Consider the following 14,042-nt stretch of genomic DNA (forward strand, 5'->3'; position numbering starts at 1 on the left):
TAACGGCAGCGTCCGATGCTGAAATTTGCCCCCGGACGGCAGCCTCTACTGCTTCAACGACCCCAGCAGGCTCTGCAAAAAGCGCTCGCCCGCATTCAGCTGGCTCTCGTCGATAAACTCGTCCGGCTTGTGCGCCTGCTCGATGGAGCCTGGCCCGCAGACCACCACCGGCACGTTGAGTCGACCTGCGAACAGGCCGCCTTCGGTGCCATAGGACACCTTGATGTGCTGGGTGCCGGGCTCGGCAAACGCATGCAGCATACGCACTGCTTCAACGCTGGGATGGGTCTCCAGCGCCGGGTATTCGTTCATGACTTCAATCTCGATGGCGGCCACGCCCGACAGCTGCCGCGCTTCACGCACCAGCACCTCGGCACGCTCGCGCAATTGCTCAAGCAGCAGATCAGGGTGGTCGCCCGGCAGGTTGCGGTATTCGAACTCCATGGTGCAGAGATTAGGCACAATGTTCAGCGCTTTGCCGCCATCGATACGGCCGATTTGCACGGTGCTGTAAGGAATGTCGTAGCCCTCGTCACGCGCGCCCTGCTGCTCGATCCGTTGCTGGCTCTTGCGCAGCTCGGCGATGAAATCGCTGGCCAGATGAATCGCGTTGATTGCGCGGGGTGCCAGTGAGGAATGCGCCTCCTGGCCGCGGCAGAATGTGCGATAGGACGCTTTGCCTTTGTGTCCGACGGCAAACTGCATCAGCGTGGGCTCGCCTACCACACACAGAAACGGACGCACCGGTGCCAGATGCAGCACATCCAACAGACGGCGCACCCCGACACAGCCGATTTCCTCATCGTGGGACAGCGCCAGTTGCAGCGGGCGGATAAGCGCCATGTCCGCAGCATCGAGCATCGCGTCGATGGCCAGGGCAATGAAGCCTTTCATGTCACAGGTGCCACGGCCGTAGATGCGCCCGTCACGCAGGGTTGCCTGAAACGGCGGCATCGTCCAGGCCTGGCCGGCCGCAGGCACCACATCGGTGTGCCCCGACAGCAGCACGCCCGGCACGTCGCGTGGGCCGGTGCTGGCGAACAGGTTGGCTTTCTTGCCGGTTTCGTCCTTGACGATCAGCGACTCGATGCCCTTGCTGGCCAGCAGTTCGCGGACGTATTCGATCAGCGCCATGTTCGGCTCCGACGACACGGTGTCGAAGGCGATCAGGCGTTTGAGGATTTCCAGTGCGCGTGGGCTCATGAGGCTTTACTCACTTGGTCGGTGCGAATGTCAAAACGACGAATGTCGAACGGGCTGATCGAGGTGCTGGTCGCGCCTGTACTGATCAGTTCGGCCATCACGTCGCCCACGCCTGGACCGAGCTGAAATCCGTGGCCGCAGAAGGCGAACGCGTAGAACAGGCCGTCGACCTTGCCGCTGCGGCCCATCACCGGCAGCGAATCCGGTGTGTAGCCTTCGATGCCGCTCCATACGCGGATGATGTTCAGGTTGCCGACGCCTGGCAACAGACGGCGCATTTGCTGGACCTGATTGATGATGCTGCGCGGCTCGACGCTGGCACGGCGGTTGATCATGTCGGGCTTGCTGCGAAAACCACCGCCAATGATGATGTTGCCGCGTGCGATCTGCCGGAAGTAGATCACTTCGTGAGGGATTTTGGTGAACACGCCGATCACTGTCGGCAGCGCATAAGGCACCGGCTCGGTCACGGCCATCTGCGGCCCGTTGGTTTCCAGCGGCACGGGTTCGCCAAACTGCTCGGAGAGTTTCTGACCCCAGGCACCCGCCGTGATCAGCAACTGGTCGGCGGTGAAGATGCGCCCGTCGGTGGTGGTGACTTCAAAACCGTTGCCTGTTTTTTCGACATGCGCCACTTCAGTACGCTCTTCGATGCGTGCCCCGGCACGCGTCGCGGCGCGTGCAAATGCGGGCGCTGCGAGGCGCGGATTGGCGTGGCCGTCGTGCGGCGCGTAAGAGCCGCCTTTCACGTCTGGCCCAAGAAATTCGAAGCGCTCGTGCAAAGCTTTGCCGCTATAGATTTTCAGGTCCAGCTCACGGGCTTGCGGGGCTGCTGCGTAAGCTTCCAGTTCGGCGATTTCATCCTCGCGATAGCAGACGCGCATGTGACCGCTGGGCAGAAACTCCAGGTCCTCACCGATCAACTCCGGCAGCCGCTGCCAAAGGGCTCTGGAACGGTTGGCCAGTTCCAGCTGACCAAGGTGCCGGCCTTGACGCCGCACGTTGCCGAAGTTGACGCCGCTGGCGTACTGACCGATCACATCGCGCTCCAGCAGCGTTACCGACTTGCCGCGCTGGCGCAGAAAGAACGCTGACGCGGAGCCCATGAAGCCACCGCCGACAATCAGCACATCGACTTTTGGTTGTTTCATGAGGTCACCTCGTCTATCAGCATCGACAACGGTTTGACCGGTGCCTGACCGCGCTGGCGACCGACCTGCTCGACCGGCACACCGGCTTGGGCAGCGATGACCTCGGCACCGGCTTGAGAGCAATAACGCCCCTGGCAGCGGCCCATGCCGACGCGACTGAAGGCCTTGGCACGATTGACTTCGCAGGCACCCTTTTCACGCACGACACTGCGTAATTCGCCTGCGCTGATCATCTCGCAGCGGCAGACAATGGCGTCATCGGGCAGCGCAGCGGCCTGGGCAGCAGGCCAGGGAAACGCGTGTGCCAGCCCGACACGAAAACGATCCATGACGACCAGGTTCTTGCGCACCTCTTCCTTGCGCGCGTTATCCACAGGCCGGCCAAGATCTTCCAGCAGCGCCATTGCCGCCAGGCGTCCCGCCTGTTCGGCAGCATCGGCTCCGCGAATTTTCGCGCCGTCGCCAGCGGCATAAACGCCTTTGACCGAAGTGCGGCCCTCTTCATCGACCGCCAGCACCCATTGCCCTGACGCTTCGTCGAAGCGTAACTGGCAGCCGGCGAGGTCCGCCAGCTGGGTTTCCGGACGCAGGTGATAACCCAGCGCCAACGCATCGCAATCGATGTTCAGCGAGGTGCCATTGGCCAGCTTCACGCGCACGCCGGTCACGCCATCCTGTTCGCTGCCCATGATTTCTTCGGGCTGCACACCCAGATGTACCGGTACCTTGGCGCTGTATAGCTGGCCGAGCAATTTCATGCCGTTGAACAACAGGCCGGGGCGCGACAGCAGCTTGGGCATCGCGCCAAGGCGCTTGCTGAACGGCGAGGTATCGAGCACAGCGGCCACATCGGCACCCGCTTTGACGTACTGGCTGGCGACCAGATACAGCAGCGGACCGCTGCCCATGAACACCACGCGGCTGCCGATGGAGACGGATTGAGCCTTGAGCGCAATCTGCGAGCCGCCCAGGCTGTAAGTGCCTGCCAGTTGCCAGCCCTTGATCGGCATCAGCCGGTCCGTGGCACCGGCACACAGGATCAGCGCGTCGTATTCGACCATGGTATGCACGCCTTGGCTGGCGCAGCAAAGTTCGCCGTACGTGAGGTTCCAGGCCAGCGTGTCGGGGCGATAGTCGATCTGCGAGCGCAGGCGATCAAAGCTTTCGTGCAGGTCACGCGCCTTGGCCGCTTCAGTGCCGTACAGCGCTGAATAGTCACGCTTGAAGCCCTCTGGCTGACGGCGATAGATCTGCCCGCCGTCACGCCGGTTTTCGTCGATCAGGATCGGCTTGATGCCCGCAGCCACCAATGTTTCAGCACAACGGGTGCCTGCCGGGCCGGCACCAATGATGACGACCCTCGGGCCGGCAGGGTTCTGAACGTCTAACCGTGAAGAAGTGGCCATTTCGCCTCCGGTTGGGTGGTGACGATATCGAGTCCGTCGCGGACTTCGTTTGAGCAGGCGCGCAGCCGTTCGCCGCTGCGTGTCCAGACCCAGCAGTCCTGGCAGGCGCCCATCAGGCAAAAACCGGCACGACGTCCCGGATCGAACTCGGACTGGCGCAGTGTGCTTTTGCGGGTCAGCAAGGCCACCATCAGGGTGTCGCCCTGCAATGCCTCGATGGGCGCACCATCGACCAGCAGGCTCACGACTGGGCGATCACGCTCGCCCAGTCTCACAAAACGGCCGTTCATGCGTAGGCTCCGACGGTCACAGGGTTCAGGTTCTGTTGCACGGCTTGCAGCTCGTCGCTGTCGCGGTGGCAAAGGATTTCGCTGCCGCCTGCGATCACGCGGCGGCCCGGCGCGGTCTTGTTGCACAGGCCTTCGACACGGGCCGGGCAGCGATTGAGAAAGGTGCACAGTTCCGGATTGTTGGCCGGGGCGCTGATGGGCGGCAGTTTGCCGCTGGTTACACCACAGGTTTCCAGCCAGCCCTGACGCAGTTCCGGCACCGAATGCACCAGCAAGTCGGTGTACGGATGGAACGGCACGCGGCTGAAGGCTTCGCGGCTGCCCTCTTCGACCTTGTGGCCGCTGTACATCACGACGATGTCGTCACACAGTGCGCGCACAGTGGAGATGTCATGACTGATGAACAGGTAGGAAACACCCAGCTTGCGGCGCAGCTCGCCGAGCAGTTCAAGGATGCACGCGCCCACCACGGTGTCCAGCGCCGAGGTCACTTCATCACAGAGGATCAGGTCCGGCTTGGCCGCCAGTGCGCGGGCCAGGTTGACGCGTTGTTTCTGGCCACCCGACAGTTCGTTGGGCCGCCGCTCGGCCAGATCGCGGGGCAGGCGTACCAAGTCCATCAGCTCGTCAATGCGCTCGCGCAAGGCTTTGCCCTTCAGTCCGAAATACATTTTCAGCGGACGAGCCAGAATTGCGTTGATGCTGTGCATCGGGTTGAGCGCCGTGTCGGCGTTCTGGAACACCATCTGGATGCGCCGGAACTGCTCTTCTGTGCGCCCAGCCAGGGTGCCGGACAATTCGGAACCGTCGAACGTCAGGCTGCCGTGCGCCGGATCCAGAAGACCGGCGACCACACGGGCCAGAGTTGATTTACCCGAGCCGGACTCGCCAATCACGCCGACGGCCTGGCCACGGCGGATGGTCAGGTCGATGTCTTCCAGCACGCGAATCATCGGCATGCCTTGCAGGTTCTTTTTGCCATAGCCTGCGGTCAGGCCCCTGATGGTCAGCAGTGTGCTGTCCTTGACCACTTCGCTGGCCGGTTTCAGTACCGCGTCAGGCCGGGCAGCCGCCAACAAACTTCGGGTGTAGGCGTCCTCCGGGCCTTTGAGCAGCGCCGCAGTGCTGCTCTGTTCGATGATCCGCCCGCCGTTGAGTACCACGATCTGATCGGCCATCTGCGCCACGACTGCAAGGTCGTGGGAGACATAGACGGCAGTCGCACCACGCTCGCGAACCACCCGCTTGAAGGCACGCAGTACGTCGATCTGCGTGGTGACGTCCAGTGCCGTGGTCGGTTCGTCGAGGATCACCAGCAACGGATCGCTGATCAGCGCCATGGCCGCCATAACGCGCTGCAACTGACCACCCGAAACCTGGTGCGGGTAGCGTTGGCCGATACTCTCCGGGTTGGGCAAAGCCAGGTCGCGGAACAGTTCGACGGCCTTGGTCTGCAAGTCTGCCCGGCTGCCCAGACCGTGAATCAGCGCACCTTCGATCACCTGATCAATGAGTTTTTTGGCCGGGTTGAAGGCGGCTGCGGCGCTTTGCGCAATATAGGAAACACGATTGCCGCGCAGGCCCTGCAATTGGCTTTCGGGCAGGCTAAGCATGTCGTGCTCGCCCACCTGAACCACCCCGCCGGCCAGTTTGCAGCCGCGTCGGGCATAACCCAGAAGGGCCAGTGCGATGGTGGTCTTGCCGGAGCCTGATTCGCCGATCAACGCCAGCACTTCACCTTTTTCCAGCGCGAAGCTGACGCCCTTGACGATCTCCAGCTCGCCCTGATCGCCTTCTGCGACCACGCGCAGGTCTTGCACACGAATCAACTGGCTCATCTCAATGCCCTCCCGAACGACGACCGCGCCGCGAGGCCAGCCGGTCGATGAACAGGTTGACGCCAATGGTCAGCGTACCGATGGCCAGCGCCGGAGTCACGATGGCCGGAGCCCCCTGGCTGAGCCCGCCGATGTTCTCCCGCACCAACGAGCCAAGGTCGGCATCGGGTGGCTGCACGCCGAGGCCCAGAAAGCTCATGCCGCTGAGCAGTAACACGATGAAACCGAAGCGCAGGCCCAGGTCGGTCATGACCGGGTTAAGCATGTTCGGCAGGATTTCCCGGCAGGCAATATAGACACGGCCCTCGCCGCGGGTACGTGCCACTTGCACGTATTCCAGCGCTTCGATGTTCACGGCCAGACTGCGGGCAATCCGAAACGCGCCTGGCGTGTAGCTCAATACCGCCGTGCAGATCAGCAGCACCTCGGACGAGCCGAACGCCGACACCATGATCAGCGCCAGCATTTTGCTGGGGATCGAGATGAATGCGTCCATCAGACGGCTGATGATTTCGTCCAGCCATTTCGGCGCAACGACCGACAGCAGAGCGCAAAGCGTACCGATGCCGCTGGCCAGTACGGCAGAGATCAATGCCAGGCCCACGGTGAAACGCGCACCGACCAGCACGCGGCTGAGCATGTCGCGGCCCAGATAGTCAGTGCCGAACGGATAGGCTGCGCTCATGTTTTCGAACATGTTGTCAGAAACCACTTCGCCCACTGGATGCGGTGCGAGCCAGGGGCCGAACAACGCGATCATCAACCAGATGAAGCACACCGTAGCGCCCAGCAGGCCAAGCCATGAGGTCGGGCGTGACGCTTTTTTGCGAAGCACCGGTTCCGGCGCTGCGGGCGTCGATTTCGCAATGAATAGGGTCATTGGGTTCTCAGCCTCGGATTGGAAAGAATTGCACACAGGTCGGCCATCAGCACCAACCCAAGGTAAGCGGAGCAGAACAGCATCGTGCAGCCCTGAACAAGGGCCATGTCACGGTTGGTCACCGCATCGACCATCAGGCTGGCGATGCCGGGGTAATTGAAGATGGTCTCAACGATGACCACCCCGCCAAGCAGGTAGGAAAGGCTCAGCGCTACCGCATTGACGATCGGCCCGATGGCGTTCGGCAAGGCGTGACGCAATACGATACGTACCGGGCTGACGCCCTTGAGACGAGCCATTTCCACATACGGGCTGTCCAGTTGATCGATGACGGCGGCGCGGGTCATGCGCGCCATTTGCGCCACGATCACGCAGCACAGGGTCATCACCGGCAGCGCGTAGGTGCGCATGAACTGCCAGGGTGAGCTGACGTCCCCGCCATACGACAACGCCGACAGCCAGCCCAGATTGACCGCGAATACCAGCACCGCCAGGGTGGCCACCAGAAATTCGGGCACCGCCACCAGTGTCAGCGTGATGAAGCTCAGGGCACCGTCAAGACGACTGCCACGGTACATCGCTGCGCCAATGCCCAATGCCAGCGCTACCGGCACCGAGACCAGCGCGGTGGTTGCCGACAGCATCAGGGTTTTCGGAAAGCGTCCGGCAATCAGCTCGGACACCGGCATTGCGTTGGACACCGACTCGCCGAAGTCGCCACTGAGCAGGTTGGTCAACCAATGCAGGTAACGCACCACACCTGGCTGATCCAGGCCCAGTTTTGTACGCAATGCCGCGACCTGTTCAGGCGTCGCGAATTGCCCGAGGGCCTGTTGTGCCGCGTCTCCGGGCAACACCGCGGTAATGGCGAAGACCACGATGGAAACGATCAACAACGTCACGATCGCCGCACCGAAGCGCTGCACGATCAGCCAGAGTGTGTTGCTATTCATCTGCATCCTCCTGCTCGGTTCGGCGTTGCATTTACGCGTCCAGCCAGACCTGCTCGCTGAACATGTAACCCATGAAACCGCCCAGCGGGTTGCTGGAATAGCCTTGGATACGCTTATCCACACCGTCGATATTGCTGATGAACACGGGGATGCCGATACCACAGTTCTGGCTTACCAGAGTCTGCATGTCGCCATACATTTTGGCGCGCTTGGCGTCGTCGGTCTCGCCGCGGGCCAGCAGCAGCAACTGGTCGAACTGATCGTTTTTCCAGCCGGATTCGTTCCACGGTGCCGAGGACTGGAAGAACTGCGAGAAGATCACGTCGGCGTTCGGCCGCGGGTTGATGTTGCCGAAGCTCAGCGGGTGTTTCATCCAGTGGTTGGACCAGTAACCATCACCCGGCAGGCGGTTGACATTGAGCGTCAGCCCGGCTTGTTTGGCCGACTGTTGCAGCAGCACGGCGATGTCCACCGAACCGGTGGCGGCAGGGGATGCAGCGACGGCCATGGTGATCTTTTCCATGCCGGCTTTCTTGAGCAGGAATTTGGCTTTTTCCGGGTCGTAGGCGCGCTGTGGCAGGTCGGCGTTGAAGTAGCGCGAGCCTGGCGCAATCGGATGGTCGTTACCGACGCGGGCATAGCCCCGGAACACGGCCGATTTGACTTGTTCACGGTCCAGCAGGTACTTCATGGCCTCGGTGAATTCAGGGCTCTTGCCGGGCATCTGGTCCTGGCGAATGATCAGGTCGGTGTAGTTGCCGGACGGTGCATCCACCACACGGTGCCTGGCGCTGGCCGCGATGCGTGTGGTCGAGCGCGGGTTGACCTCGTTGATCATGTGCACGTCGCCGGACAGCAGCGCGTTGACCCGCGACGGCTCGTCGGCAATTGCGATGAATTCGATCTCGTCCAGGTACGGCAGGCCTGGCTTCCAGTAGTTAGGGTTGCGCGCACTGACCGAACGCACGCCGGGGTTGAATTCCTTGACGGTGAACGGGCCGGTGCCGATGCCTTTGCTGAAGTCGGTAGTGCCTTCCGGCACGATCAGCAGGTGCGAAACCGCGAGGATCGAGGGCAGTTCGGCGTTGGGCGAGCTGAGGGTGATCTGCACTTCCAGCGGGCCGGTGGCCTTGATCTCGGAAAACTGCGCCATCAGCGGCAGGACTTTCGATCCGGTGGCCGGGTCCTTGTGGCGTGACAGGGAGAACACCACGTCGCCAGCGGTCAATGCCTTGCCATTGTGGAAGGTCACGCCCTGACGCAGGGTGACGGTCCAGACCGTTGCGTTGTCGCTTTCGATCTTCTCGGCCAGTTCCATGTGCGGAACCAGATGGCTGTCGAAACGGGTCAGGCCGTTGTAGAACATGAAATGGCGCACGTAATCGGTAGACAGCGCGCCTTTGGCCGGATCAAGCGTATCGGCGGTAGAACTGGACATGCCCGCGACCCGGATACGGCCGCCCGGCTTGCCTTTGACAGGCGCATCCGCGTCGCCGGCAAAGACCTTGCCCGCTGCGCCGAACAGGCTGGAGGAGCCCGCCACGACCACACCTGCAACACCGAGCATGCGCAACGCATCGCGTCGCGACAGACCACGATTGAGACCTTCGAAAACCCGCAGGCTGTCTTGGCCTGTGATCAATGCGGAGTCGGTTTTGTTATCAGCCATATCAGTTCTACCTGTCGAAAAGGGGAAATTCCGAGTTGCTCACGGTTGGCCGGAGCGTCCTTCAAGCACACACGACGACGGTTAAACAAAAACTCAGTGGCGGCTGTCCTGATAGCGGTAATACGCGCCTACCAAAGGCAGAAACCACGGCTTGCCGAAGTGGCCGGGAATGGCTGGCCAGTTCAGGTCTTTCCAGGGATTGGCCAGCGCCTTGCCTTCCATGACCTCGGCCATCACCCGGCCCATGTGCACCGACATCTGCACACCGTGGCCGCTGTAACCCATCGAGTAGAAGACGCCGTTGTGTTCGCCTGCACGCGGCAGACGGTCGGAGGTCATGTCCACCAGCCCGCCCCAGCAGTAGTCGACCCTGACATGGGCCAGTTGCGGGAACATCTGCACCATCGCCGCCTGCAACACCTTGCCGCTTTTGGCGTCGGAACTGCTGTTGGACATCGCGAAGCGTGCCCGCCCGCCGAACAGCAGACGGTTGTCCGGGGTCAGGCGGAAATAGTTACCGATCAAACGGCTGGTCACGTAAGCGCGCTGGTTGGGGAACAGTTGGTCGATCAGTGCCTGCGGCAACACTTCGGTGGCGATGACGAAACTGCCGACCGGCACAATGCGCCGGCGATACCAGCCCAGTCCGCCATGCTGGCAGGCACCGGTTGCCAGCAACACCTGTCCGGCCTGGATGGAGCCTTTCGACGTGTTGACCACAAAACCGCCACGGTTGGCCTTCCAGTCCTTCACCGTGGCGCCCTGATACACCTTCGCGCCATGGCGCACGGCTGCATCGGCGAGGCCAAGGCCAAAACGTCCGACGTGGATCTGCACGCCGTTGCGTTGCAACAGGCCGCCGTGAAACTCGTTCGAATCGATTTCGGCACGCACATCCTGAGCGGACAACAGCTCGACGTCTGCATCCACCTCACGACGAATCAGCTCGCACGTGCGCGCCAATCCGTCGTAATGGCCTGGCTTGGCGGCCAGCTTGAGCTTGCCGTTACGCTTGATGTCGCAGGCGATGTTTTCCTGCTCGATCACCGTGACGACGCTCTGCACCGCACTTTCGTAGGCCTTGTAATACTCGCGTGCCTGATCGGCACCCAGCGTCGCGCTCAACGACGCATAGTCCTGGGCTACGCCGGTGTTGCACTGCCCGCCATTGCGCCCCGACGCTTCGCCGATCACCCGGCCCGCGTCCAGAACCACCACGCTGGCACCTTTCAAGGCCAATGCACGTGCCGCCGCAAGGCCGGTGAAACCACCACCGACCACCACCACGTCAGCCTGCCCCTCCACTGCGCCGTCCTGCGCGCCGGTAAAGTCTGGAGCCGTATCGAGCCAGTAAGACTCACTGCGCATTCTGTTCCCCTTGTCACTCATCGAAGAGCACCTTGAAAAATGCCGGTGTTGCACGGTTTGCCCGGCTTAGAGGCCGACCAGCCCGGCCAGTCCGCCGATATCCGGGATCTGGTGGTATTCATAGAAACTGTTGGCGGGTTGTTCGTGGCCACGAGCCACAAAGGCCTTGTTACGGATCTTCATGTCATGCGCCGAGAACAGGTCGTAACGGAAGCTTGAGGACACATGCAAGATGTCTTCCGGGCCGCAACCCAGGTTATCGAGCATGAATTCGAACGCGGCCAGACGCGGTTTGTAGACCTTGGCCTGATCGGCGGTGAACACCTTGTGAAACGGCGCGCCAAGCTTTTCGACGTTGGACATGATCTGGCTGTCGCTGGCATTGGAGAAAATCACCAACGGGATCTTGTCGGCGATTTTTGCCAGGCCCGCGGGCACGTCGGCGTGCGGGCCCCAGGTAGGCACGGCGTCGTAATACAGCTGGCCTTCTTCGCGGTATTCAACGTTCCAGCGCTTGCAGGTACGAGCCAGCGCGACCTTGAGGATTTCGTCGTATGGCATCCAGTCACCCATGACCTGATCCAGACGATACGCCGAAAAATCCTTGACGAACTGATCCATCTGTTCAGCCGGAACGCGGTCGGCAAAGAGCTCGCGCGTCATGGTGCCCATGTGGAAATTGGTCAACGTGCCGTAGCAGTCGAACGTAATGAATTTTGGTCGAAGAAAGCTCATTGTGTGCGGTCCTGAAAGTTCGTTGAGGTCATGGCATGACGAGCAATCCGGCCTGATTTTCAAGGGCGGTGATGCACGCTGCAGCACAACCTCATTACAACACCGTGAAATCAGCATATGGCGTTAAAAGTGATGGCTGCTTGATAGAAACCACCGTTTTGAGGTGCGTGCTCAGCAGACTTTGCGGGGCGCTCCAGCCTTGGGCAAACCCCGGTTTTCGGCACTTTTGTGACTCTTTTCAGGGCGCTCGGGCTCAAACACGCGGGTTTGCACCGCAGAAACTGCGCCGCGCCGGCGATCTGCGAGCAGCAAATGCCAGCAGCTATATAAAGAGCTTGAAGCCGAGGAAAAACCACAAGCATTTGCTGCCGGGCACTCGCCCGTTTTAAGCAGTAACTGTGGTCTGGCGAACGGCGGTTTGTGGAATCTGCCGAATGCTTGCAGACCTCTTGTCAGCGCCTGCAGCAGGTGGGATACAGCAAGCCTGCCGCATCCTTTTATTTGCCGGTGCATCCTTCTGGACGGAGACACGTCATGCTCGCTCAGCAACGCCTCGACTTTGAATTTCGCCCCATGACCGCAGCCGATGTCGGCAACGCTCATGAGTTATCCATTGCCTTGAAGTGGCCGCATCGACTTGAGGACTGGGCCATGCTGCAACGCGTCGCCCAGGGTTTTGTCGCGTTGCACAACGGCCGGTTGATTGGCAGCGCCTTTGCCTGCCATCAGGGCGAGTTTTCCACCATCGGCCTGGTTATCGTCAGCGACGATTACCAGGGCAAAGGCATCGGCCGCAAGCTGATGGAGCTGGCCGTGGGCAGTGTTCCGCCGCGCACGGCGATCCTCAACGCCACGCTGGCCGGTGCGCCGCTCTACGCGAAAATGGGGTTTGTCAGTTTTGGCGAAGTCCAGCAACGTCAGGGACAGGCGCAACTGCCTGGCACGACCGCATTAGACGCACTGGAACGCTGCCGCGTTCTGAGTGACGCTGACCATGCCCGCGTGCTGGAGCTGGCCAATGCGGGTTCGGGCATGGATCGCTCGGTAACGCTGGGTGATGTGTTGAACAACCTTGAGCACGCCGTCGGCATCGAGCGCGACGGCCAGTTGCAGGCTTTCGCCCTGCTGCGACCCTTCGGCCGTGGCCTGTGTATCGGCCCTGTCGTCGCCCAGACCGTGGAACAAGCCAAACACATGATCGAGCAACTGCTGGCCAAAGTGCCCTATGCCTTTGTACGCATCGACATTCCCGTTGACTGCGGTCTGGCGGAATGGCTGGACGAGGCCGGCCTCAAGCGCGTCGACAGCGTGACTTGCATGAGCATGGGCGCAATCCCGCAAGCCAGCCAGGGCGTGCGCCAGTTTGCGCTGATTACCCAGGCGATCGGCTGATCGCCCGGAAGGCATCAAGGTGCCCATGCTCCGCGTCCGGTCTCGAACAGGTGACGCAGAGCGTCACGAAATGCATTACCACGCGGAGCGTGGGAACGATCATCAATGCTTCAACTTCAGGAGCCTGACCAATGCCCCAACTCACTGCCCTGCTATTGGCCCGCGCTGACCTCAGCCCGGTAGATACCGAATTCACCACTGGCCCCATCGATGCGCATGACCCGTTCGATAACGACCGCCGCACGGCGTTCATCGATGAACAGGGTATTGCGGCTGGCCTCGTTCACTTCGGCACGTCATTGTCAGTGGAGGCCTATCCCTACACCGAAATGCTGGTGATGCATCGCGGATCCGTCATCCTGACCTACGGCACCGAGAGCATCACGATCAAGACGGGTGAAAGCGCAGTGATCGGCCGAGGCACGCAGGTACGCATTGACGCGCAACCGGACAGCCTCTGGGCGTTCTGCGCGTCCACTCAGGCCAGCGGTCCCGACAAACCCGGCCTCACCGCGCTCGACCGCCTCGCCATGCTCACACCGTCCTCACCGCCAGACCCGAGCATCATGATCAGCGCACTGCCGCAGTGCCGCAGCAACAACCTGTTCGAAGACACCGCAAGCACCCTGCGTATCGGCGTCTGGGATTCCACGCCCTACGAGCGCATCTCGCGTCCGCACAAAATCCATGAACTGATGAACCTGATCGAAGGCAGCGTGGTGCTGAGCCTGGAAAACGGCCCAAGCCTGACCGTGAACACAGGCGACACCGTATTCGTTGTACAGGGCGCGCCTTGCAAGTGGACCAGTACGGGGTATGTGCGCAAGTTTTATGCGGTGACGTGAGACACAGGAATGCGCCCTTCAGCTCTGCGGGGCGCTCTAATCTGCACACTTATAACGTCTGCCAGCGCAGTTAACCCAACTCGATACTGAAAAACAAGAATAATAATAGTCATTGGCTGATTGAGCAAGAATCAGAAACTTCCTACTTTTCTTCCCCGCCCATCGTGCTAAAACATCACCACGGACGGCGAAAAGTTAATCTTTTCTTCTGGCCCGCCCAGCGGAATTCCCCATGTTTAAGCATAGGATTTTCCTCTGTACGCCCTCTACATCAAGAATGCTTTACGAGAACGGTGCTCACGTCCTCAGCAC

12 protein-coding genes are annotated in these 14,042 nt (G+C 61.2%); 2 read left to right on the plus strand and 10 right to left on the minus strand.

Annotated features, from left to right (window positions below; genetic code table 11):
• Window positions 1-45: 45 nt before the first annotated feature.
• From argE to MME58_RS00435, 10 genes are all read right to left on the minus strand, one after another.
• The gene (gene argE / locus MME58_RS00390) at window positions 46-1,203 is read right to left on the minus strand and encodes an acetylornithine deacetylase (RefSeq protein WP_055004919.1); all 1,158 of its coding nucleotides are present in this window, start codon (window positions 1,201-1,203) and stop codon (window positions 46-48) included.
• Window positions 1,200-2,354 carry an NAD(P)/FAD-dependent oxidoreductase gene (locus MME58_RS00395; protein ID WP_055004920.1) on the minus strand — a complete coding sequence of 385 codons (1,155 nt, stop codon included), beginning with the start codon at window positions 2,352-2,354 and terminating at the stop codon, window positions 1,200-1,202. The genes argE and MME58_RS00395 overlap by 4 nt, the downstream gene beginning before the upstream one ends.
• On the minus strand, window positions 2,351-3,760 hold the full coding sequence (locus MME58_RS00400; RefSeq protein WP_055004921.1) for an FAD/NAD(P)-dependent oxidoreductase: 1,410 nt from the start codon (window positions 3,758-3,760) through the stop codon (window positions 2,351-2,353). The genes MME58_RS00395 and MME58_RS00400 overlap by 4 nt, the downstream gene beginning before the upstream one ends.
• Window positions 3,739-4,050, minus strand: a complete 312-nt coding sequence (locus MME58_RS00405) for a (2Fe-2S)-binding protein (RefSeq protein WP_054986721.1) — start codon at window positions 4,048-4,050, stop codon at window positions 3,739-3,741. The genes MME58_RS00400 and MME58_RS00405 overlap by 22 nt, the downstream gene beginning before the upstream one ends.
• A complete protein-coding gene (locus MME58_RS00410) occupies window positions 4,047-5,888 on the minus strand; it encodes an ABC transporter ATP-binding protein (RefSeq protein WP_055004922.1) in 1,842 nt (613 codons plus the stop codon). The genes MME58_RS00405 and MME58_RS00410 overlap by 4 nt, the downstream gene beginning before the upstream one ends.
• 1 nt (window position 5,889) lies before the next feature.
• Window positions 5,890-6,768, minus strand: a complete 879-nt coding sequence (locus MME58_RS00415) for an ABC transporter permease (protein WP_055004923.1) — start codon at window positions 6,766-6,768, stop codon at window positions 5,890-5,892.
• Window positions 6,765-7,721: an ABC transporter permease gene (locus MME58_RS00420; protein ID WP_054986724.1), complete on the minus strand. Its 957-nt coding sequence runs from the start codon at window positions 7,719-7,721 to the stop codon at window positions 6,765-6,767. Before MME58_RS00420 ends, MME58_RS00415 begins: the two co-directional genes overlap by 4 nt.
• 31 nt (window positions 7,722-7,752) lie before the next feature.
• Window positions 7,753-9,390 carry an ABC transporter substrate-binding protein gene (locus tag MME58_RS00425; RefSeq protein ID WP_055004924.1) on the minus strand — a complete coding sequence of 546 codons (1,638 nt, stop codon included), beginning with the start codon at window positions 9,388-9,390 and terminating at the stop codon, window positions 7,753-7,755.
• A 93-nt stretch (window positions 9,391-9,483) separates the two neighbouring features.
• The gene (locus tag MME58_RS00430) at window positions 9,484-10,758 is read right to left on the minus strand and encodes an NAD(P)/FAD-dependent oxidoreductase (protein WP_055004925.1); all 1,275 of its coding nucleotides are present in this window, start codon (window positions 10,756-10,758) and stop codon (window positions 9,484-9,486) included.
• Between the two features lie 66 nt (window positions 10,759-10,824).
• Complete coding sequence (locus tag MME58_RS00435; RefSeq protein WP_055004926.1) at window positions 10,825-11,493, minus strand: haloacid dehalogenase type II; 669 nt, start codon at window positions 11,491-11,493, stop codon at window positions 10,825-10,827.
• Between the two features lie 534 nt (window positions 11,494-12,027).
• Here MME58_RS00435 and MME58_RS00440 point away from each other — a divergent pair.
• On the plus strand, window positions 12,028-12,885 hold the full coding sequence (locus tag MME58_RS00440; protein ID WP_055004927.1) for a GNAT family N-acetyltransferase: 858 nt from the start codon (window positions 12,028-12,030) through the stop codon (window positions 12,883-12,885).
• A gap of 131 nt (window positions 12,886-13,016) precedes the next feature.
• Window positions 13,017-13,730 carry a cupin domain-containing protein gene (locus MME58_RS00445; RefSeq protein ID WP_055004928.1) on the plus strand — a complete coding sequence of 238 codons (714 nt, stop codon included), beginning with the start codon at window positions 13,017-13,019 and terminating at the stop codon, window positions 13,728-13,730.
• Window positions 13,731-14,042: the final 312 nt, after the last annotated feature.

It is taken from the genome of Pseudomonas syringae pv. tagetis (genome assembly GCF_022557255.1).
Lineage (GTDB): Bacteria > Pseudomonadota > Gammaproteobacteria > Pseudomonadales > Pseudomonadaceae > Aquipseudomonas > Aquipseudomonas caricapapayae.